The following is a 20443-nucleotide window of genomic DNA, read 5'->3' as shown; positions in this document are numbered from 1 at the left end:
CGAGATAATCTTTTAATAATTGATAGAAAATCTTTAAAATGAAAACACCTGTATATCTCAATGCATTAAGGGCTTTTGAAGCCAGTGCCAGGCATCACAGTTTTTCAGCTGCTGCTGCCGAGCTGAATGTTACCCCTGCAGCAGTTGGGCAACTGGTTAAAAGTCTGGAAGGTTGTTTGGGTATAACCCTGTTTCAGCGAAGCACAGGGGGGAAGGCCCGCTTAATGGCAACTGAAGCAGCCTTGATGGCCTTGCCTGATATTCATGCTGGGTTTGATAGGCTGACACTTGGAATGAAAAAATTACAGGCTCAAACCTCGACAGGAGTGTTAACCGTTGCGATTAGTCCAGCCTTTGCAGCGAAATGGTTACTACCAAGAATTGATACCTTTCAACAAGCCTATCCTGATATTGATATTCGACTGGATACCAATTTAAAGCCTGTGGATTTTGGTCGTCATGGAATTGATATTGCAGTGCGATATGGGCAGGGGAACTGGCCAGGATTAGTTGCAGAGAAATTAATGGATGAAGAGGTTTTTCCAGTCTGCTCACCAGCCTTTTATCAAAAATATCAGCAACAGTTACAATACGCTAAGAATTTATTAAATCTACCGTTAATCCATGATTTAACCATGGATTCCCATTCAGGGTTTACCACTTGGAATACATGGTTACAGTACAATCAGATTAGTAATCAACAGGCCCAGCGAGGGTTAAAAATCAATAATTCGGCTGCGGTATTACAAGCAGCTATAGATGGACATGGAATTGCTTTGGCTAGAAGTGTCATGGCAGCAGATGATTTAAAAACAGGACGTTTACTGCGTTTATATCCAGAAATGAAATGCTCTTCCGCATTGGCCTATCATATAGTGTATCGAGAAGAATGTCAGAATATGCCAAAACTGGTAGCATTTAAAATATGGTTGATGGGTGAAGCACTATGAATCAAACTACTTGCACTATTGCAAATTGGACTGCTCCCAGTATCCTAGACATAAGGTAGCTCAGATAAAATTTGTCTAGGATACTAGTAATAGCCCAATATTATTTTTGTACCTGTTGAGGATAGTTCAAGAAATACACATCATAGTTACGGTAGTGCAATACTTGAGCATGAGGATTGCTATTTTTATAAGAGTTGGTACGAGCCAAGATCACGACAGGTTGTCCTGATTGTACTTTCTGAGCAAGATTGTTTTCAGACCAGAGATACTGTTTACGTTCAGGTTCAAATAGAAGACCATCTTTAATTTGAAATGCAGAGCTGTCGAGACCAACATGTTCCCAGTCATCCACCAGACATACAGGTTTTTGTAAATTCATCAAGAATGGCGCATCGTAAAAATAATAGTTGTAAAATACGATGGTCGCATCAGGCGTTATATATTTCTGCAATGAAACTTGGGTGGCGTTGTTTTTTTGATCCAGAATTTTCACACCAAAACTGATGCTCATACATAGCACGATAACTGCAGCCAACACCAGTTTGAAATGAGAAATAAGCTGCTTTTGATAAGCAAGCATGAATAAAATAATGGAAATGATAACCGAGCCGCCAAGCCAGTACAGTTGTTCCATATTCACATTATTCAGGAACGATTTATCCTGTGCCCATACCGGTAATGTTGCAAAAGCAATACCAATAATTAGGACAAAAAATGTAGGTGACCATATCTGAAATTTATTAGCACACTAGATTTTCTAGTACACCATCAACCATAGTGGCAATTAAGATCGCTAAAGGAGCAGTTGCTGGCAAAATGTAACCTACCAGTTTTGATGGTGGAATAGAGAAAAATACCGTGACAGAGATAAACCACCATACCACCAAGATAAAAATTGGCTGACCAAGTTGCTGGGTTAAAGCTTGTTTAGAAAATTTGAACTGTGAAACAAATAACCAAGGCAAAAAGCTGAACATCAAGCAAAGCAGATAAAATGGCCATGGTTGCTGGTTGTTAAACTGATCGGAACTGAAGCGGCTAAATTGCTGGTCAATAAAGAAGTATTGCAGGAATGCCGGATACTTGAGATGAACCAGATAAATCCATGGCATGGCAATCGTCAGGGTGAGTAGACCAAGGGAATTTCACCCTTAGCCCCTCGCAGAACCGGACATGAACCTCTCAGCTCATCCGGCTCCCATTATCCAACCGATGGTAAACATCCCATTTTCCAGTGCACAAAGGCATTTGGAAAATCACGCGCAAGTCGCCCTAAGGCATATCTAGCCCGTCTTTTATGACGGGCCAAGTTTTTATACTTACGCCTCATCCAGCGTATAAGATAAGCATTCATGTGTTGCCAGATCGCTGACATTGCTGAACCATGGAATCGACCATAGTATTGCTGCCAACCTTGAAGAATTGGATTGAATATTGCAGATAAATCACTTAATTCGCGATTACACATCAGATGTAGATGCCATTTCCGAATAGTCTGTCGCATTGCTTTAAGTGCATCACGACTGACTGCAGGAGAGAAATTTACATAAACTCTTTTATACTTGTCCACAGCCTTACGGGGCCTAAACGTGTACCCGAGAAAAGTAAATTGAACATCGGGATATGCTTTACGACGATTAATATCTTGGCAATAAACAATCTTTGTCTTGTCTGGATGCAATTCGAGACCACATTCACGAAATCGTGCATCGATCTTTTGTAAAACAAGTTTGGCTTGAGATAAACTCCGACAATGAATTACGCCATCATCTGCATAACGGCAGAACCGTACACTTTGAAGATGTTTCGTAATCCACATATCAAAAGCATAATGCATAAATAAATTCGCCAATAAAGGACTCACAACACCACCTTGTGGTGTGCCGCGATTCCTTTCTAAAAGATGGCCATTTATGTGTTGCATTGGTGCTTTTAACCAACGTTGCACATATAAAAGAATCCATGGAATTTCACAGTGTTTCTTGAGTGCACGCATGAGTAAATCATGGTCGATGTTATCAAAGAGACCTTTGATATCAAATTCCACAACCCAGTCATAATCCCAACTTCGTCTCCTCACTATCGCAATTGCATCATGGGCAGAACGCCCCGGACGATATCCATATGAGTTTGGATGAAATAATGGATCAATTTTCGGCTCTAATAAGAGCTTAACTGCTGTTTGCGCGACTCGATCTGCAACTGTTGGAATACCTAGTATACGCACGCCACCTGACTTCTTTGGAATCGGAACAGCCTTAACTGGCGGTGGAAAATAACTGCCAGAACAAAGTCGATTCCATAGTTTGTATAGGTTGTTCTTTAAATGCTTTTCGAATTGCTCCATAGATTCATGATCAACGCCTGGAGCGCCACCATTCTCTTTGACTTTTTTAAATGCCTCCCAGATTAACGCTTTAGGAATGTTAAATGGTTTGGTCATAAAGTTTTGCTCCTCCTGCTTGCACAGTTGACAAATCCGTAGACCTGGATAATGCAACCCCTTCGCTCCATTACCATTACAGTAACTTCAACACTACTACGAGTTGCTCCGCCCCTTGGTGACGCATTGCTATTATCAGCCTTGCCTTTTGAGCTTGTGCCTTTCGCTTGACATCGCCACCGAAGGTTCCCGCAGTTCAACGTAAGAGCCTGAATTAGGATCGCGCTGCCTCTACGCCGGACACCGAATGGCCCGTAAGCAGGTAACGGCCAAACTAATCGCGGGGTAACTTCCATCCCCGGTTTTGATGTCATTTGAGTACTTTCGACACTTGAACGGCAGTTCACTGTTGTTCGCCTTCCTAATTCTTACCTGACATCTCTACGATGCCTTTTCCATAACGCTCACGACCGGGACTTTTGATCCAAGCCGCTTATGGTGGTTTGCTACCTGCTCCTGCAAGCCGATAGCGAGGGGCCATACCCTCATCTCTTACGCCGCTTGCTGCGGCACACGAAAATCAGTAAACCAATTGGATGTAACAGGGATGGGATTTTTTTCCATTGCTTGGTAAATAGTACCCAAGGCAAAATCACCATACCTGGAATGAGCACACCAATTAAACCTTTGGTTAAAAAGCCTAGGGCACAGGCAACATAACCAATAAACAGAATGTACTTTTTGCCGGAAAGGGTATAGTCAGCAAAACAGAACACGGCAATTGTCATCCAGCAGGCAACCAGCAAGTCATGGTTGACGTACTGACTGCTACCAAAAAACAGTAGGCTGGTGACCAGAATAATAACAATGATTCCTTAATTCATAGGTGGTGTGAAAATTATGTGATTTTAATCAAAAAGATACAAATTATTATGGTTGTAATTCAGGCAGCTTGCGCCTAGTATCTGGGTAGAAGTTACTCCATGTAAGCTTCCTTAGTTTTGTCCCATACACCCCTCTGTATGGGATTTTTTTTAATCAGGGGATCGTATGAGCATGCATTCAAAAGCGTATATTTTTAGACAGCAGCAATTACTGGTAGATGACCATTTTCAGTTGCCGCAGGTAGAAAGACTGCAGCACGACCTGAACCTATCGGAAAATGGCGAGATCATTGCCCGTGATCTGAAAGAAGATGAACCGGTGCCGGAAGGTTATCAGCTGGTGCCGATCAGACAATTGGTGCAAGTCTGGAGCAGACCACAGTTTGAACAGGCCAGCCGTGCGGTACAGTTACTGGAATGGCGCCGTAATCACCGCTTTTGCAGTAAATGTGGTCACGCCACCGAGCAGCATGCCACCCAGTATGCCATGGTCTGTCCATCCTGTGGCTATAACCAATATCCACGGGTGAATCCATGTGTCATTACCATCATTACCCGAGGTACAGATGAAATTCTGCTGGCAAAAAATGCCCGCAACAAAACCCAGATGTACAGCCTGATTGCAGGCTTTGTTGAAGTTGGAGAAACCTTGGAAGAGGCCGTACGCCGTGAAACGCTGGAAGAAGTGGGGCTGCAAATCAAAAATATTCAATATCTAGCCAGTCAGCCGTGGCCGTTTCCTAGCAATCTGATGATGGCCTTCAAGGCAGAATATCACGCAGGGGAAATTCAGATTCAAGAAAATGAACTCAGCGATGCGCAATTTTTCAAATTTGATCAGTTCCCCGAGATTCCGTTCAAGGGCAGTATCGCCTATGCCATGATTCAGCATGTGATGCATGGAACGCCAGTTGCAGATGACAGCAAAGAATGGCTTTGAAATTTTGAACAAATTTAGTGGCGCATTCTCGCTCTTTTAAGGGCGAGTTAAGCCACTAGAAATTTAAAATTATTATATCAATCATAAAATATATAAAATGTTAATATATAGATATTATTTAGATTTTTGGCTTTGTTTTTTGGCTAAAATAGTATTGGATTCAAGTATCTAAATAGTAAATTTACTGATGATTTCAGGCGTTAAGTTTGAAGCATATCTAACTCAGAAACAGAACTTAATTCTGAGCCAGTGGATGGGTTGCGCGAGATTAGCCACATATGGAAACTCGTTGCTTTAGCTGCGACTAGTTCATTGACTTAAATAATCTTAAAAATTTTTCCGCTAGAAGTACTTTGGAAAAACATTTCAAAGCTGGGGCGAATATCTTCACCATCCACAGTAATATATTTGACATGGGAACAAGACTGACTAGCACTAAAATGGCGCTCAACCGTGGCCTGAATAGAATATTTGATACCGAATTGGTCTTTTACATTTAGATTTTGTTTAAACATTAGTTTACCTTTAATAAGATTATGGCAGAGCGGCTATTCAATTAATTAAGCAATATATTATTTTTTAAATAACTTTTTGATTTAGCTTAAATAATTGATTTAAAGATGTATAAAATGTACGACCATCTAAATTTAAATCTACCTCAATTCCCGATTCCAGCAGAACTCTTTTACCCACTTCAATTTCTTTAAAACCTTGACGTGTATTCTGCATTTTATTTAAAGGAATTAAAGAAACGATAATTTCAGTACCATTTTTAGATTTTGCAATTAATTCATTAACTTTTAACAATTTGTATCCTATTTTTATGATTTTTTTCCAATATGGAAGAACAACTTTTTCTTTAAAATTAAAAAAGCACTGAGTAGTGCTTTTTCAACTCGTATTAGTGCTTATATGGCAACAATATTGACTGCATTCGGGCCTTTTTGACCTTGAGCAATACTAAATTCAACCTGTTGGCCTTCAAATAAGGTTTTAAAACCTGAGTTGGCAATTTCACTGAAGTGCGCAAAAACATCTGGACCTGATTCTGGTTGAATAAAACCAAAACCTTTAGTTTCATTGAACCACTTAACAGTACCTTTAACAACATTTGAGTTTGACATAATAAATCCTACTGATTTTTTAATAATTTTTAGTCATTTTAGTGACTGAATATAACTTTGAAAATAATAAATAATGAAACTTAAAATCTGAAAAAAACGAAGAATTATGAATAAAACGACGATACTTAAGAGAGATTTAATGAAACAAGACTTTTTTCTAGTTGAGTTAACTATACCCTAAAAACAAGAATAATCAAGTTTTTTTATATGTATATTTAATTATCTTATTAAAAATCTAGTTATCTGACTGATTTATATATTTTATTGTAATTATAACCAAACAAAGTTAATCTAATTGGCCGATAAATTTGACCAGTAAATGAATGCGATTATATAGTTCTGTAATAATAATATTGATGTTTTTAATTTCAGGAATGATGATTTTTTTACATATGCACAAAGCTTAAGCTTATATCAGCCTTCAAATTTGACTCTATATTAACCTGAATCCTGTTTAAGCCAAGGGTTCCATAATCTGAATTTTTAGCTTATTTCGTTGGGTTAATTGATATGCACATAACGATGCGTAAATCCCACTTAGAAATCCATGAATACTACGTGCTTTACTCGTCACTAAATTGTATTGACCTTTCAATAAGCTGAATAACGTTTCTATTTTATTGCGTTGTTTCAGGTGGTGTTCATCTGATGCACAGAGTTGAACAGACTGCATATTCTTTCGATGATAGGTAATCAAATCAATACCTTGACTTTTTAATCTGCTTTTTAATTCTTGGCTGATATAGCCACGATCCGCATAAAGCCTTGCTTCTAAGCCTTCAACTAAATGCTCAACCATTTTTATGTCAGCCACATGTCCATTAGATAATGCAGAACATGCTATTTCACCCAATTGATTCATCGCGATATGTAATTTACAGCCATAAAACCAGCCCATCGAGCTTTTACCACGTGATGCAATTTTGGCTAATGATTTATGGCGTTGAATCCGTTGATTTTTACAGATAGGTAAAGTGGTTGAATCAACCCATAAATATTGGCTGCGTTGACCTTTCATTAAGGCGACATGTAACGCATGTAGCGCCAATTGATGCATATTGATGAGGTGAATCATCCGTTGGTAGCAGGGTAAATTTTTAAATAAATGATTTTTATCCTGTTTCAACCATGAAAAGAATGCTTTGAAATTGTTGATATGAGAACACTTATACCAAATGGCGATAAAATTGATTTCTGAGAGACTCAATTGGGCTGGTCGAATTCTTACAGAGTGACGACTTTGTTTGAGAAATTTCCAATAAGTTGCTTCAAATTTAAGAAAGAAATCGTCGATTACGCAGAATAATTCGGTACTATTGAACATCAGGACTAGAGCTTTAAGTTTGGTGTGGTAACTCAACTGATGGTTCTAGTTCCTTTATTTTGCAAGTCAATTTCTTATCCGCGATTCGGGTTATATTAATAATTACGAGATGTCAGAAAAAATCCCCCGAACCAAGGGTAGGACTAAATTCTACTCATTTTTCATTTTTGGTTCATAGTAGCCCACTGATTTTCCATTCAAATATTTCAAAACAAAATATGTAAATTTGAATCTTGAAGCACTACCTTAATCTGCTATAATTTGTACATCAAACCGATGTACTTATTGGTGAAAAATATGGCTAACTTAGCAACAGAAAGAATCAATGTTCGGTCAACAGTAGATGCAAAAAATGTGATTGAACAAGCTGCGAATTTATTGGGTCTCAGTGTGAGTTCCTTTATGATCCAATCCTCATTTGAACGAGCAAAAGAATTACTTAAATCTAATCATGAGTTAAAAGTGAATAATGCTGATCGTGATATGTTAATGAACATGCTTGAAAACCCACGTCCTGCAAATGATGAGATGAAAAATTTAATGAGTTTATTGGATGAAAATTGAGGTTTTACAAGCCCATCATCAAAAAAAATCATTTAATTGTGGGCAAGATGATTTAAATAAGAGAGGTGGTCCCACATGTTTGAACAACTAAAAGCTTATTTATAAGTGATACTCTGCTCTAGTTAAGCTACCTTATTTTGTTGTGGTAGCTGGTCATAGTAAAACTCATCTGGAGTCATTTTGTCCAGACTCGAATGAGGTCGTTTCAAATTATAAAATTCAAAATATGCGTTTAATTGCTTCTTCGCATCCAAAACATTGCTGTAGGCTTTGAGATACACCTCTTCATATTTAACGCTCCGCCATAATCGTTCAACCATCACATTATCGACCTATGAGCAGTATACTGCGCAAGTTTACCGTCCATACTGATTTGAATGCCATTTGATTTCAATACATCAATAAATGCATCACTGGTAAACTGACTGCCTTGGTCTGTATTAAATATTTCAGGTCGACCATATTTTTCAATAGCTTCATTTAATGTTTCTATGCAAAATGTAACCTCCATACTAATCGATACTCTATGCGCAAGTACCTTGCGGCTATGCCAATCAATCACAGCACATAAATAAACAAAGCCTTTTGCCATAGGGATATACGTTATATCCGTAGACCACACTTGATTACTGCGCTGAATAGCCAATCCTTTGAGCAGATATGGATATTTGCGGTGAGCTTGATTAGCCTGGCTTAAATTTGGTTTGCAATATAACGCATTAATGCCCATTTTCTTCATTAAAATACGTGTATGACGTCGTCCTATATGATGTCCTTGACGATTCAACAAATCACGCATCATCCGGCTACCTGCAAAAGGGTATTGCATATGTAACTCATCCATACACCGCATCAGCTTCAGATCTGATGCACTCACAGGTTTTGGGCGATAGTAATAACAACCACGGGAGACTTTCAGCAGCTGAGCTTGCTTAGATACTGAAATCTGAAGTGAGTCATCGATTAACTTTTGTGGTTGAAGCGGCCCAGTTTCTTCAACACACCTTCTAAAAAATCAATTTCTAATGCCTGCTCACCGATTTTTGCATGTAGTTTTTTTAGATCGATGGGTGGTTCTGTTGGAGCTTTTGATTGATCGAAAGCTTGCGAGGAAGCTGAAATCAGTTGATTTTTCCAGTCGATAATTTGGTTTTGATGAACATCAAATTCAGCACTCAATTCAGCAAGTGTTTTTTCTGCTTTAATCGCAGCAAGTGCTACCTTAGCTTTAAAATCATTTGAATGATTTCTTCTTGGTCTACGTGCCATAAAATACTCCATATATTGATGTTTATAACATCATTTGGGGAGCAAAATATCACTTATAGGTGTTGTTCAAATTTCCTGATCCACCTCTCTATCGTGATGTTGAGCAGATAAAAAATTGGGGCTCAGCAAACGCTTAGAGTTTTACGCTCCATTTGATAGAATTATTGTACGGACAATAAGATTCATCCAGCTTAAATTATTCAATCACAAATCCTGAATTTCACCATTTTGTCTTCACGCTTTGTTCACACCCACCTAGGTTATCTTAAGCCTAAGATACAACAAGGCTAAAAACGAAGATGCTATTCAAATCTGTTTTTGCAGCGACAGCACTGGCCATCATCAGCTTAAGTACAACGACTCGAGCAGAAACTGTTTCACCTCAGGCAGTCGATCAGGTAGATATTGAGCAGTATGCAGGCAAGTGGTATGAAATTGCACATTTACCGATGTATTTCCAGCGCAAATGTGTCTCGAATATCTCGGCACAATATAGCGTCAATACCGATCAAACCATGCGTGTTTTGAATAGTTGCCGGATTGCCAATGGTGAGATGATCAGCTCTGAAGGTATTGCTTATGCGCAAAATCAGGGCAACAGCAAACTAAAGGTCAGCTTTTTGCCTCAAGGTTTAAGATGGATACCATTTAGCAAAGGTCATTACTGGGTATTACGAGTAGACCCAGAATATAAAGTGGCACTGGTAGGTGGGCCAAGTAACAAATACCTGTGGATTTTATCGCGTGAACCGCAACTGGATGAAGCCACTTATCAATCCTATCTGGAAACTGCAAAACATTATGGTTATGACGTGACAAAACTGATCAAATTGCCGCATTAATCTGTTACCCTTTTGCCGAACTGACCACTCTCTCTACACAGTTCGGCTTTTTTTTATTTACTTCACATAAAATTCATATCTGACTGATTACACTCATCAAATAGAATAAAGACAATCGCTTGAAAGTAGGATGAGTCCATGTTGAAAAGTCTGATGCGATGGATAGACAGCTGGTCTACACCCACAACGCCCGAAACACTGACGGCTGAAAACAGCAAGATTCAGTGGCTGAGGATTTTGCCCTTTATTCTGTTACATCTGGCCTGTCTCGCCGTGTTCTGGGTGGGAGTGTCTTGGTTTGCGCTGGGATTTATGCTGCTGTTCTACCTGATCCGCATGTTTTCCATCACCGCTTTTTTCCATCGCTATCTGTCACACAAAACTTTTCAGACCTCGCGTCCGGTGCAGTTCCTGTTTGTGCTGATTGGCACCATGAGTGCACAGCGTGGTCCGCTATGGTGGGCGGCGCATCACCGTTATCACCACCGCTATACCGATACCTTGCAAGATCCGCATTCCTCGACGCATGGTTTTTGGTACAGCCACGTCGGCTGGTTTTTAAATGAATATAATTTTGCCACGCGTAAAGAAGTCATTAAGGACTGGCTGAAATATCCGGAACTGATCTGGCTGGACCGTTTCAGTTTAATTGTGGTGCTGCTGACCGCAGGCGGAATTTATGCACTAGGGGAATGGCTGGCCATCACCTGGCCGCAACTCGATACGTCCGGCCTGCAATTGCTGGTCTGGGGCTTTGTCATCTCTACCGTGTTACTGATCCATGCCACCTTGTGTATCAATTCACTGGCGCATCATTATGGCAGCCGGGATTTTGACACTGAAGATCACAGCCGCAACAATTTATTTCTGTCCATTATTACCTTGGGCGAAGGCTGGCATAACAACCATCATTATTATGCTGGCAGTACCCGGCAAGGTTTTTACTGGTGGCAAATTGATGTGACCTATTACCTATTGAAACTCATGTCCTGGTTCGGGCTGGTCTGGGGACTCAAGCCAATTCCAGCACGGGTCTATGAAGCCAGTAAAATTAGCCAAGCTCGAAAACAGAAAAAAGCCGCTTCGGCAGGCACTCACACGATTCAATCAAAGGAATCACCATGAAAATTGCGATTATTGGTTCAGGTATTTCCGGTTTGTATGCCGCCTGGAAACTCAGCAAAGTGCATGAGGTCACGCTGTTTGAAAAGAATAATTACTTTGGCGGCCATACCGATACTCATCAACTGAATATAGACGGCGAACAGATTGCAGTGGACAGTGGCTTTATTGTGTTTAACGAGCATAACTATCCGCTGTTTTGCGCGATGCTAAAAGAACTCGGGATTCAATCGCAAAGCAGTGACATGGGTTTTTCCGTGAATAATCAGGTCAGCGGCTTACAGTACAATCCTTCAAAAAAATTCTCCCTGCTTTTCCGCCCACAAAATTTTCTGAATGCAGATTTTCGCGCGATGTTGTCGGATCTGTTCCGTTTCTATGCCGCCAATAAAGATCTGGATGTGGAACAAGTCGATGCACAGCTCAGTATTGATGAGTATCTGAATCAGCATGGCTATTCCCAAGCCTTCCGTCAGGAACATCTTTATCCGATGTGTGGGGCGCTGTGGTCCTGTCCGGTGGAACAGGCCGGACAGATTCCCTATAAATTTGTGGTGAGCTTTTTCCAGCATCATCGCATGTTACAACTGAAAGACCGACCGTTATGGCTTACGGTCAAGGGTGGATCGGCTCGCTACGTTCGTGCGATTCAGTCCCAGGCCAATATTACCTTCCGCAAAACGGGTGTTCTCCATGTATCCCGTAGTGCCAATGATGTGCTGGTTGAAACGACACAGGGCAGCGAACGTTTTGACTGGGTTGTATTTGCCAGCCATGCTGACGACAGCCTGAAGTTACTGAAAGACCCGTCCGCGCAGGAGTTGGACGTACTGAGCAAGTTCCGCTATCAGGATAACCGCATGGTGGTGCATTCTGATACCCGCATCATGCCAAAATCCAGACGCCAATGGGCCAGCTGGCATGTGCATGTGACCCCGAGTCAGGCCACCGAACAGACTCCATTCCAGCACAGTGGTATGCACTATGGTTTCAGTTACTGGATGAACCAGCTGCAAAACCTGCAATGCAAAACCCAGGTCTTTGCCACCCTGAATCCTAATTTTGCCTTGGATCCTAAAAAAGTCTGGGTAGAACGGCATTATCGTCATCCGGTGTTTGATGCCCCGGCGATTGAAGCACAACAACGCTGGGCCGAGGTCAATGCTCACAACCGTACCTCATACTGTGGCGCTTACTGGGGCTGGGGCTTTCATGAGGATGGGGCACGTAGCGCTTCATGGGTAGTCGATCAGCTATTGCAGCAGACCGAGCAGGCAGCTAGGAGCGTATGATGCAGATGTATCCACTGGCGATCGCCGCTGCCGAAATCCGGCATCGCCGTTACCTGCCCAAAGCCCATGCTTTTGAGAGCCAACTGACCTATCTCTGGTTTGATCCGGATCAACTCTCAAGCTTTACCCAAAAATCCTGGCTCTGGTCTTCCAGACACTGGAATTTCCTGACCCTGGATGAGCGGGATTTTCTGACCATGGAATGTGGTTCGATTCGGCAGAAGGTCGCACGCCTGCTGATCAAGCGGGAAAACTACCTATTACCGCATGCCGCGTCTATCCGGGTTCTGGCCTTGCCACGCACACTCGGCTTTCGCTTTAATTCTGTGGTGTTTTATCTGGTCTTTGATGCCACCGACCAATTGCTCTTTGTACTGAGTGAAATTACCAATACACCGTGGAATGAACGTCAGGTCTATATCCATGACTGCCGGCACAATGCAACTGAATATGCGCCGTACCAGAGTCACCAGTTTGATTTTAAAAAGGCCTTTCATGTATCACCGTTCATGCCGATGATACTGGATTACCGCTGGCGCTTCAGCTTCTCTGATCAGCAGAACGTGATTCATATGCAGCTGTTTCAGCAGGGAGTGCTGCAATTTGATGCCACCCTGAAATTTTCTCTGCAGGCCATCACGGTTCCTTCACAGCAGTATCGCTATGCTGTGTTGAAAGTTCTTGAACCCTTCAGGATGGTCAGCGGAATTTATCTGCATGCCTTCCGTTTATGGAAAAAGAAAATTCCGTTTTACCGACATCCTAAAAAAGAAAAAGGAAACACATTGCGATGAAAACACTGTTAATGGGAGAGCAAAGCACACTGCCAGTGATATTGCGTCATTTGCTGAAATTGCGGCATGGTCAGCTGATTTTTAAAGGCGTCTGGAACGGGACAGTCGGCGAAAACAGTGATCTGCAGGCCGTGATTCAGGTGCATGATACCCGTCTGATGGAACTGTTGTTCCGTAATGGTGTGCTTGGTGCGGCAGAAGGTTTTATCCGCGGTTACTGGAGCAGTGAAGATCTGGTGGATGTGATCCGCATTTTGGCACGTAACCGCGATGTACTGGACCGGATGAATCAGAATGCAGTGGCCAAGGCCAGCCAGTTGCTGTTAAAGGCTTGGTACAAATCGCGCAAGAATTCGATTGATGGCAGCCGCAAAAATATTGCCGAGCATTACGACCTGAGCAATGACTTTTTCAAGCTGTTCCTGGATAGCAGCATGATGTATTCCAGTGCGGTATTTAAAGAGCCGGGTATGAGTCTGGAACAGGCTTCGGATTATAAAAAAGAGCTGATCTGCCAGAAACTCAAGCTGAAACCGATGGATCATTTAGTCGAAATTGGCAGTGGCTGGGGCGGTTTTGCCATTTATGCCGCGCAGCAGTATGGCTGTAAAGTCACCACCATCACCATTTCCAAGGCACAGTATGATGAAGCCGTGGCCCGGGTCGCTGCAGCCGGACTATCACATCGCGTCACTGTCCAGCTGAAAGATTACCGTCTACTGGAAGGCAAATACGACAAGCTGGTGTCGATTGAAATGATCGAGGCAGTAGGTGAGCAGTATTTGCCGACCTATTTCCGTAAATGCCGTGAATTGCTAAAACCGAACGGTTTGGCCCTGATTCAGGCCATTACCATTGAAGATGCACGCTATGCCAAAGCCCTGAATACCGTGGACTATATCAAGCGCTATATTTTCCCGGGCAGTTTTATTCCCTGTATTAGTGTCATGACCCAAGCCGCTTCCGAACAAAAACTGCGTCTCAAGCATCTGGAAGATATCGGTCAGAGCTATGCCCAAACCCTAAACTGCTGGCGTCAGCGTTTTCTGGAGCAGCGTGATCAGGTGCTGCAACTCGGCTTTGATGAGCGCTTTATCCGCATGTGGGATTTTTATCTGTGTTATTGCGAAGGTGGCTTCCGCGAAGGCGTGATCAGTGATGTGCATCTGCTGTTCGAAGCCAGTGCTTATTAAGCCGAGATAAAACAGGAGGGCTGACATGCTGCTGAATTTACTGGTGCTGAATGTCTTTATCATGTTCTGTAGCTGGCTGCTGGTGATCTATAACCAGCGTGCCGGACTGGTCGATGTGGCCTGGAGCTTTGGTATTGCACTCAACGTCATTATCTCGGCCTGGGTCATGGAAACTGCACCGCTGCTGGTTCGGGTTTTTCTGGGCGTGTTTAGCGGCATCTGGTTTTTACGCCTGACCTGGCATCTACTGCGCCGTTATGCCAATGAAACTGCAGAAGATACCCGTTATGCCAATATGCGCCGGGCCATGGGCGATTATCAGCATCTCGGTTTTCTGGCCTTTTTTATGTTTCAGGCCGGTCTGGTGGTGCTGTTTTCCTATCCGATGCTTGAGCTACTGAGCATTCCAATCCAGCAGTGGAATGACTGGACACAGGCTACGGTATTTGTGGCAGGCATGATCATGCTGCTGGCCCTGATGGGGGAAAGCACGGCCGACCAGCAACTCTACCGTTTCAAACTGAATCCACAAAACCAAGGCAAAACCCTGGACCAAGGCTTATGGAGATATTCACGCCATCCAAACTATTTCTTTGAATGGCTGCACTGGTTTGCCTATCCAATCCTCGGTCTGGCGGCAGGTGTTTATGAATTATGGCTGTATCCACTGTTGATGTGGCTGTTTCTGTACTACATCACCGGTATTCCCTTTAGTGAACAACAGGCGCTGACACATCGCGGCGACAACTATAAAGACTATCAACGACGAACTTCAATGTTTATTCCGTGGCCACCCAAAGAGTAGGTAAATACATGGACTTTATGATTCAACAATCTTTAAAACTGATCGAAAGTGGCAAACTGCCCGATCCGGTGATTCGGACCGGCATTCGTACTTTAAGCAAAAAACGCCTGGCACAGGAAGGACGCTTCGACCCGGCACTGGCGGCACAGCGCTATATGGATGTGCTGCATATGCTAAAAAACAGCGAGATTGCCATCGAGACCGACAAAGCCAATGAGCAGCACTATGAACTGCCCACCGCATTTTTCCAGGCAGTACTGGGCAAACGTCTGAAATACAGCGCCAGCCTGTTTGAACACGCACATACCACACTGGATCAGGCGGAAGAAGCGGCACTGGCCAGCTATTGCCAGCGTGCACAGTTGCAGGATGGACAGGATATTCTGGAAATAGGCTGTGGCTGGGGTTCTTTCAGTTTGTACATGGCGGAACATTATCCCAAGGCTCGCATTACTGTGGTGTCGAACTCCTCGACCCAGCGCCAGTACATTCAAGAACAGGCCAATCTGAAAAAACTGGATAACCTGACCGTGATTACCTGCGACGTCAATGTACTGCAACTGGAAGCCGCTTCTTTCGACCGTGTGGTTTCGGTGGAAATGTTTGAACATGTACGTAATTACCAAAAACTGTTTGAAAATATTAGCACCTGGCTGAAAGCAGATGGCTTGCTGTGGTGCCATATTTTCTGTCACCGTTTCCTGCATTATCCGTTTGAAGTGAAAAATGAATTTGACTGGATGTCAAAATATTTCTTTAGTGGCGGTCTGATGCCTGCAGCCTCAACCTTCCTGCATTTCCAGCAGCATTTGCAGCTGGAACAGCACTGGCAATGGGCAGGCACCCAATATGAACGCACCGCAAATGCCTGGCTGGAGAATATGGACCAAAAGCAGGTCGAGCTACAGCCCCTGTTTGAACAGACCTATGGTGCAGATGCTGCAATCTGGTGGCAGCGCTGGCGAATTTTCTTTATGGCCTGTGCCGAACTGTTTGGTTATGACCATGGACGTGAATGGGTGATCGGCCACTTTCTGTTTAAGAAAAAAGTCATATAATTGAACGATGAATCGGATGGGCCAGCGGGGAATAGACCAATGTTAAGGCTGTTTAGGGACAAACGCGATCATCCTTTGGGTGAGGTGTTTAACCGCTACTACTGGCTGCAAATCGGATTCATTGCCCTGTCTGTGGTGATCGGGATTGCCTGTAGTGCCTGGGTAATCAAGGGTTCCTTGCTCAGAACTGCGCTGGAACAGGAAATGTCACACTACTGGCAGCGGCTGGAACGTAATCCAGCTGCTGAACTGCCCGACACCAAAAACCTGTATGGTTACCGCTGGAACGATGTGCCGCCGGTCCAATTTCGCCACATGCAGCTTGAGCAAGGGGTGAACCGGCATTTTGTCGATGGCAAAGAGCGCATGACCGTTTATGGTGAAAAAGACGGACAGCATGTGCTGCTGGTGTTTGGTGAAAGCAACGTCAACAAGCTGGTCTGGCTGTTTGGCCTGGCACCGCTGATGGTCAGCCTGTTTGTGCTGTATAGCGTGCTGTGGTGGTGGAATCGCCGTGCGCGGCGCTATTTTTCCCCGATTACCCGCCTGGCCAATGCGCTGGAGCATATTGACTGGGAACACCAGAAAAATCAGGCTTCGCCGTTTCAGGACATCCGTACCGACTCCAATCTGGAAGCGGAATATCTCAAGCAGGCATTAGAAAAATATCATCAGGTGTTAAGCGAGTTTATTCAGCGTGAACGCGAGTTTACCGGTGATGTCAGCCATGAGCTGCGCACGCCACTGACCATTTTAAAGGGCAATGTGCAGCTGTGTCAGGCACGCTATGGCGACAACAAGTCCTTTACCCGCCTGCACAATACCATTGAAGACATGCAACTGCTGGTCGATACTTTGCTGGCTATCGCCCGCAATACCACCAATACTTTAAGTGCAGAACCGAGCATGCTGTCCCAGTTACTGGACAATCTGGTGCAGGATCTGGACAGCGTTAGCCATAACAAAGGCATGCAGATTGACCTGCAAAAAGACCTCGATGAGCAGCCGCGTAAACTTTATCCATCGATGACCAAAATGGTGTTTGGCAATATTCTGCGTAATGCGCTGAACTATTCGCAAGGCACAGAAATTGATGTGATTCTGCAAAAAAATAAAGTACTGATTGCCGATAATGGGGTCGGGATTCCTTTGCCGAATAATGCCAAAGTCCAGGAGCTGTCTGGACAGCAGCTGCAACTGGAAATCAAAGGACATGGCATTGGCCTGCAACTGGTACAGAAGCTGTGCAAGCAGTTGGGCTGGCGGGTGGAGCTGTTTGACCGGCAGTATTATCTTAGCACCCATCAGGATGTTGATCTGGCGATGACTACCGGACTGATTGTGGTGGTGTATTTAAACGAGGTTTCCGCTTGAAAAGCTTAAGCGTCTAAAGCGATTTTTAAACCGACACCAGATATAGTATGAATCAGCTTCTGCTCAAAAGGCTTGTCGACCATCTTACGCAGATTATAAATATGACTGCGTAAAGCATCACTTTCCGGTTCTTCATCGCCCCAGAGTTCCATCATGATTTCCTGTTTGGTCAGCACTTTAGGTGAATGGCGCATCAGCAGTTTAAGCAGTTTAAACTGAATTGGAGGCAGTTCAATGGTCTGACCAGCCCGGGTCAGTTGCTGTCTGGCCGGATCCAGGATCAGATCGTGAATTTGCAGACGGCTACTAGAGACTTCTCCCAGCGAACGCTTGATCAGGGCTTTGACCCGCACCACCAACTCGTTAAAGTCAAACGGCTTGACCAGGTAATCATCCGTGCCGGAATTGAAGCCTTTGAGCTTATCATCTAAGGTATCACGAGCAGTGAGCATCAGCACTGGCAAGTCCAGACCTTCTTCATGACGCAGCCATTCACACAGTTCATAACCGGAACCATCCGGCAGGTTAATGTCTAGAAGCAAGATATGATAGCGCTGCTGCTTGAGTAACTGACGCGCAGCATTCAAATTGCGGGCATGATCTACCACAAAACCATGTTCTTCCAGAAACTCGCATAAGGTAGAGGCCAGTTCGTAATGATCTTCGACCATGAGGATAAAATGTTTGGACATAGTCACGGATACTAATTTAATAATTGCTGTTTTAATTTAGCACTAAATGGCTGTGGACCAAGCCATATATTAAAATATTGCTGGGCCAGCGGATGCTGCAGCTGCCCTAAATTTTTCCGGTTGAGGGATAAACTCAGGGTTTGCGTGGCATGGCTGTATTTCAAGCGGTACAGATCACCTGATCTGACCGGACGATACAAATCGCTGATCGGATTGAAAATAGCCTGGATGTTGGGGTCTTTGACATTACGCTTGAGCAGATGTATGGCTGCACGCTTAAATGCCCATTCGGGAATATTCTGGGTATAGGAAAAGTCCATCTGGATCGTCTGCTCTTTCCAGGACTGGCTACAGTTTTGGGCAAAATAACTGGCCATACCGACCTGTTTTTGGCCCACCATCAGCGGGCCATTGCCACATTGATTCAAGCTTTGCGCCTGCACCCATGGACTGAAACTACATCCCATCAGTAACGCCGTGCTGATGGCTATTTTTTGAAAGGCAGTAGCCATGAATAGGCTCCTCCGACATAAGGTAGGGAACGGTACAGGCCATTGGCAGGGTCCCAGAAATCCTGCTGGAAAATAATCTTGTTGTCCCGGTTGATCTTGATTTCACTGATGCCAAAAGAGTCCATACTGCGGGTCGTGCCGAACATTTTAAAATCATAGGCCATATGCCAGTGCACATAGGCAGAGTCCTGATGATAAGAAGTATTTAACAGCTTGACACTGACCTTACTGACCCGTTTGTTCATGCCCTGAAAATGCTGGACTAGATTTTGCCGGGATGAAAACTGCGACAAGGTATCGTTAATAAACAGCGGATCAGCATACAGCGAGCCAGCTCGTTCTACAAAAGCCGGTGTGCCCAAAGTATTAAATGCTGAGGTAAAGCGGGTGCCAATATCCAGCGCTTTGGCCTCATCCAGGGCTACCCCCTGAACAGCGCTTCTGGATTTTGCATAATCATTCGAATAACTGGGAATACTTTGACATCCAGCCAAGGCTAGTAGAGGTAAGGACAAGGCCGCTGCCATTATTTTCTTAACATGTTTCATTATCACTGCCCGTCTTAAATTCATGTATTTACTCTAGATAAAGAGTCGTGAACAGAATGTGAAGAGCAAAGCTGTCCCTAGTGTTAGGATCGGGCGATTCTAACCTTTTCTTTTAAGAAAGACGGGCTTAAAAATCATTCATCATACCGCATGATGAAAGAGAGCCCAAAATGGCACTGTATGTCCTGCTATGGGCGGGCTAAGTCCATTTATTCAGCTCGGATTTATACTTTTTCACATCGCTCTTATCTTAAATTCAACTTAATAAAAGACCACAAATCAAGTAAAATAAAAGTTAGATCAATAGTTTATCTGGATGCTTGCCGAGATGAAGTTTTAAATGCTGTAAATGACCTGTTGTTCAACCTATTCAATACGCTTATTTGAGATACTCTTTTCTATGGATCAATTACATCACACTAAAAACTCTCAAAATGCAGCACTGATCGAGATCGATGAGGGCATTCGGCTACATATCACTTGGGCGCAAAAAGTATTTCAATATCTCGTTTTAAAAACACCTGCCGAGCCACAATTTTCCGCGAAAGAGAGTCATTTATCTTCATCGAGCGTAAGACCCCCACCGACAGTCAGGTGGGGGATATAAGCGAGTGGCGATAGCCATAAAAAATCAAATATCGCCTTTATTACAGTGCTTTATTTTGCTATAATTCACCCATATTAATTCTTTTGTAAACAATGATTTAATGAATATTTCACAACACTATAAATTTAGGCTTCTACCTAATAAAGAACAGGAAATATTGCTTAAC

The 20443-nt window shown here is 43.2% G+C and carries 23 protein-coding genes and 3 pseudogenes; 14 read left to right on the top strand and 12 right to left on the bottom strand.

The annotated features are described in order from the left end of the window. The first annotated feature begins 38 nt into the window (after positions 1-38). Positions 39-950 (top strand): transcriptional regulator GcvA, encoded by a 912-nt coding sequence (gene gcvA, locus B9T38_RS14985; RefSeq protein ID WP_086197559.1) that lies wholly within the window; start codon positions 39-41, stop codon positions 948-950. A 100-nt stretch (positions 951-1050) separates the two neighbouring features. Here the strand turns inward: gcvA and B9T38_RS14980 are convergent, their stop codons facing one another. From B9T38_RS14980 to B9T38_RS14960, 4 genes and pseudogenes are all read right to left on the bottom strand, one after another. Then, complete coding sequence (locus B9T38_RS14980) at positions 1051-1590, bottom strand: hypothetical protein (protein WP_143222743.1); 540 nt, start codon at positions 1588-1590, stop codon at positions 1051-1053. 100 nt (positions 1591-1690) lie between these two features. Further along, the gene (locus tag B9T38_RS14975; protein ID WP_086197557.1) at positions 1691-2062 is read right to left on the bottom strand and encodes a hypothetical protein; all 372 of its coding nucleotides are present in this window, start codon (positions 2060-2062) and stop codon (positions 1691-1693) included. Between the two features lie 89 nt (positions 2063-2151). Next, on the bottom strand, positions 2152-3393 hold the full coding sequence (ltrA, locus tag B9T38_RS14970) for a group II intron reverse transcriptase/maturase (protein ID WP_086197556.1): 1242 nt from the start codon (positions 3391-3393) through the stop codon (positions 2152-2154). A 512-nt stretch (positions 3394-3905) separates the two neighbouring features. Next, a pseudogene (locus B9T38_RS14960) lies at positions 3906-4205 on the bottom strand (ArnT family glycosyltransferase); the annotation flags it as partial. 178 nt (positions 4206-4383) lie between these two features. On the opposite strand from B9T38_RS14960, the gene nudC reads away from it, so the two are divergent. Both nudC and B9T38_RS14950 read left to right on the top strand, forming a co-directional pair. Next, positions 4384-5157, top strand: a complete 774-nt coding sequence (nudC, locus tag B9T38_RS14955; protein WP_086197554.1) for an NAD(+) diphosphatase — start codon at positions 4384-4386, stop codon at positions 5155-5157. Positions 5158-5344: 187 nt separating this feature from the next. After that, positions 5345-5455, top strand: coding sequence for a helix-turn-helix domain-containing protein (locus B9T38_RS14950; protein WP_086197553.1), 111 nt, complete (start codon positions 5345-5347; stop codon positions 5453-5455). A 19-nt stretch (positions 5456-5474) separates the two neighbouring features. On the opposite strand, the gene B9T38_RS14945 is transcribed toward B9T38_RS14950, so the two are convergent. The 4 genes from B9T38_RS14945 to B9T38_RS14930 form a co-directional block, all read right to left on the bottom strand. Beyond that, entirely contained in the window at positions 5475-5672 is a 198-nt protein-coding gene (locus B9T38_RS14945; protein ID WP_019837892.1) for a hypothetical protein, read from the bottom strand. A gap of 64 nt (positions 5673-5736) precedes the next feature. Further along, entirely contained in the window at positions 5737-5964 is a 228-nt protein-coding gene (locus tag B9T38_RS14940) for a hypothetical protein (protein ID WP_004761266.1), read from the bottom strand. A gap of 101 nt (positions 5965-6065) precedes the next feature. Further along, positions 6066-6281, bottom strand: a complete 216-nt coding sequence (locus B9T38_RS14935) for a cold-shock protein (RefSeq protein ID WP_019837890.1) — start codon at positions 6279-6281, stop codon at positions 6066-6068. A gap of 454 nt (positions 6282-6735) precedes the next feature. Further along, a complete protein-coding gene (locus B9T38_RS14930) occupies positions 6736-7605 on the bottom strand; it encodes an IS982 family transposase (protein ID WP_086197552.1) in 870 nt (289 codons plus the stop codon). Between the two features lie 297 nt (positions 7606-7902). On the opposite strand from B9T38_RS14930, the gene B9T38_RS14925 reads away from it, so the two are divergent. Both B9T38_RS14925 and B9T38_RS17150 read left to right on the top strand, forming a co-directional pair. Beyond that, a complete protein-coding gene (locus tag B9T38_RS14925) occupies positions 7903-8169 on the top strand; it encodes a type II toxin-antitoxin system TacA family antitoxin (protein WP_086176103.1) in 267 nt (88 codons plus the stop codon). Continuing rightward, positions 8159-8230 (top strand): annotated as a pseudogene (locus B9T38_RS17150) (GNAT family N-acetyltransferase); the annotation flags it as partial. The gene B9T38_RS14925 and the pseudogene B9T38_RS17150, both read left to right, overlap by 11 nt. 61 nt (positions 8231-8291) lie before the next feature. On the opposite strand, the pseudogene B9T38_RS14920 reads toward B9T38_RS17150, so the two are convergent. Further along, a pseudogene (locus B9T38_RS14920) lies at positions 8292-9450 on the bottom strand (IS3 family transposase). A gap of 287 nt (positions 9451-9737) precedes the next feature. Between B9T38_RS14920 and B9T38_RS14915 the strand changes: the two are divergent. The 8 genes from B9T38_RS14915 to B9T38_RS14880 all read left to right on the top strand — a co-directional run bounded on the left by B9T38_RS14915 (position 9738) and on the right by B9T38_RS14880 (position 17918). Then, positions 9738-10280, top strand: coding sequence for a lipocalin family protein (locus B9T38_RS14915; protein WP_086197551.1), 543 nt, complete (start codon positions 9738-9740; stop codon positions 10278-10280). Positions 10281-10418: 138 nt separating this feature from the next. Further along, positions 10419-11405 carry an acyl-CoA desaturase gene (locus B9T38_RS14910; protein WP_086197550.1) on the top strand — a complete coding sequence of 329 codons (987 nt, stop codon included), beginning with the start codon at positions 10419-10421 and terminating at the stop codon, positions 11403-11405. Next, positions 11402-12694, top strand: a complete 1293-nt coding sequence (locus tag B9T38_RS14905) for an NAD(P)/FAD-dependent oxidoreductase (protein WP_086197549.1) — start codon at positions 11402-11404, stop codon at positions 12692-12694. Before B9T38_RS14910 ends, B9T38_RS14905 begins: the two co-directional genes overlap by 4 nt. Beyond that, positions 12694-13488 carry a DUF1365 domain-containing protein gene (locus B9T38_RS14900; protein WP_086197548.1) on the top strand — a complete coding sequence of 265 codons (795 nt, stop codon included), beginning with the start codon at positions 12694-12696 and terminating at the stop codon, positions 13486-13488. The genes B9T38_RS14905 and B9T38_RS14900 overlap by 1 nt, the downstream gene beginning before the upstream one ends. Next, positions 13485-14681 (top strand): SAM-dependent methyltransferase, encoded by a 1197-nt coding sequence (locus tag B9T38_RS14895; protein WP_086197547.1) that lies wholly within the window; start codon positions 13485-13487, stop codon positions 14679-14681. Before B9T38_RS14900 ends, B9T38_RS14895 begins: the two co-directional genes overlap by 4 nt. Positions 14682-14706: 25 nt before the next feature. After that, the gene (locus tag B9T38_RS14890; RefSeq protein WP_086197546.1) at positions 14707-15486 is read left to right on the top strand and encodes a DUF1295 domain-containing protein; all 780 of its coding nucleotides are present in this window, start codon (positions 14707-14709) and stop codon (positions 15484-15486) included. An 8-nt stretch (positions 15487-15494) separates the two neighbouring features. Continuing rightward, entirely contained in the window at positions 15495-16544 is a 1050-nt protein-coding gene (locus B9T38_RS14885; RefSeq protein WP_086197545.1) for an SAM-dependent methyltransferase, read from the top strand. Positions 16545-16583: 39 nt separating this feature from the next. Continuing rightward, positions 16584-17918, top strand: a complete 1335-nt coding sequence (locus tag B9T38_RS14880) for a sensor histidine kinase (protein WP_086197544.1) — start codon at positions 16584-16586, stop codon at positions 17916-17918. 5 nt (positions 17919-17923) lie between these two features. Here the strand turns inward: B9T38_RS14880 and B9T38_RS14875 are convergent, their stop codons facing one another. Genes B9T38_RS14875 through B9T38_RS14865 form a run of 3 tightly spaced genes read right to left on the bottom strand, consistent with a single transcriptional unit; the run spans position 17924 to position 19670 of the window. Beyond that, positions 17924-18610 (bottom strand): response regulator transcription factor, encoded by a 687-nt coding sequence (locus B9T38_RS14875; RefSeq protein WP_086197543.1) that lies wholly within the window; start codon positions 18608-18610, stop codon positions 17924-17926. A gap of 11 nt (positions 18611-18621) precedes the next feature. After that, positions 18622-19122, bottom strand: coding sequence for a chalcone isomerase family protein (locus B9T38_RS14870; protein WP_086197542.1), 501 nt, complete (start codon positions 19120-19122; stop codon positions 18622-18624). Then, positions 19098-19670 (bottom strand): nuclear transport factor 2-like protein, encoded by a 573-nt coding sequence (locus tag B9T38_RS14865; RefSeq protein WP_171263254.1) that lies wholly within the window; start codon positions 19668-19670, stop codon positions 19098-19100. The genes B9T38_RS14870 and B9T38_RS14865 overlap by 25 nt, the downstream gene beginning before the upstream one ends. Positions 19671-20377: 707 nt before the next feature. Between B9T38_RS14865 and B9T38_RS17145 the strand changes: the two genes are divergently transcribed. After that, a partial coding sequence (locus tag B9T38_RS17145; protein WP_143222745.1) for a helix-turn-helix domain-containing protein occupies positions 20378-20443 on the top strand: 66 nt, incomplete at its 3' end.

The sequence above is a fragment of the Acinetobacter sp. ANC 4218 genome (genome assembly GCF_002135245.1).
GTDB lineage: Bacteria > Pseudomonadota > Gammaproteobacteria > Pseudomonadales > Moraxellaceae > Acinetobacter.
Note: the sequence above shows the minus strand (reverse complement) of the source record. Positions and strands in the feature narration are given on the sequence as shown.

Excerpts from the sequence above, each read along its gene's own strand:
- gcvA (WP_086197559.1), top strand. The coding sequence starts at position 39 with ATGAAAACACCTGTATATCTCAATGCATTAAGGGCTTTTGAAGCCAGT.
- B9T38_RS14975 (WP_086197557.1), bottom strand. The coding sequence starts at position 2,062 with ATGCCATGGATTTATCTGGTTCATCTCAAGTATCCGGCATTCCTGCAA.
- ltrA (WP_086197556.1), bottom strand. The coding sequence starts at position 3,393 with ATGACCAAACCATTTAACATTCCTAAAGCGTTAATCTGGGAGGCATTT.
- nudC (WP_086197554.1), top strand. The coding sequence starts at position 4,384 with ATGAGCATGCATTCAAAAGCGTATATTTTTAGACAGCAGCAATTACTG.
- B9T38_RS14950 (WP_086197553.1), top strand. The coding sequence starts at position 5,345 with ATGATTTCAGGCGTTAAGTTTGAAGCATATCTAACTCAGAAACAGAAC.
- B9T38_RS14945 (WP_019837892.1), bottom strand. The coding sequence starts at position 5,672 with ATGTTTAAACAAAATCTAAATGTAAAAGACCAATTCGGTATCAAATAT.
- B9T38_RS14935 (WP_019837890.1), bottom strand. The coding sequence starts at position 6,281 with ATGTCAAACTCAAATGTTGTTAAAGGTACTGTTAAGTGGTTCAATGAA.
- B9T38_RS14930 (WP_086197552.1), bottom strand. The coding sequence starts at position 7,605 with ATGTTCAATAGTACCGAATTATTCTGCGTAATCGACGATTTCTTTCTT.
- B9T38_RS14925 (WP_086176103.1), top strand. The coding sequence starts at position 7,903 with ATGGCTAACTTAGCAACAGAAAGAATCAATGTTCGGTCAACAGTAGAT.
- B9T38_RS14915 (WP_086197551.1), top strand. The coding sequence starts at position 9,738 with ATGCTATTCAAATCTGTTTTTGCAGCGACAGCACTGGCCATCATCAGC.
- B9T38_RS14910 (WP_086197550.1), top strand. The coding sequence starts at position 10,419 with ATGTTGAAAAGTCTGATGCGATGGATAGACAGCTGGTCTACACCCACA.
- B9T38_RS14905 (WP_086197549.1), top strand. The coding sequence starts at position 11,402 with ATGAAAATTGCGATTATTGGTTCAGGTATTTCCGGTTTGTATGCCGCC.
- B9T38_RS14900 (WP_086197548.1), top strand. The coding sequence starts at position 12,694 with ATGCAGATGTATCCACTGGCGATCGCCGCTGCCGAAATCCGGCATCGC.
- B9T38_RS14895 (WP_086197547.1), top strand. The coding sequence starts at position 13,485 with ATGAAAACACTGTTAATGGGAGAGCAAAGCACACTGCCAGTGATATTG.
- B9T38_RS14890 (WP_086197546.1), top strand. The coding sequence starts at position 14,707 with ATGCTGCTGAATTTACTGGTGCTGAATGTCTTTATCATGTTCTGTAGC.
- B9T38_RS14885 (WP_086197545.1), top strand. The coding sequence starts at position 15,495 with ATGGACTTTATGATTCAACAATCTTTAAAACTGATCGAAAGTGGCAAA.
- B9T38_RS14880 (WP_086197544.1), top strand. The coding sequence starts at position 16,584 with ATGTTAAGGCTGTTTAGGGACAAACGCGATCATCCTTTGGGTGAGGTG.
- B9T38_RS14875 (WP_086197543.1), bottom strand. The coding sequence starts at position 18,610 with ATGTCCAAACATTTTATCCTCATGGTCGAAGATCATTACGAACTGGCC.
- B9T38_RS14870 (WP_086197542.1), bottom strand. The coding sequence starts at position 19,122 with ATGGCTACTGCCTTTCAAAAAATAGCCATCAGCACGGCGTTACTGATG.
- B9T38_RS14865 (WP_171263254.1), bottom strand. The coding sequence starts at position 19,670 with ATGAAACATGTTAAGAAAATAATGGCAGCGGCCTTGTCCTTACCTCTA.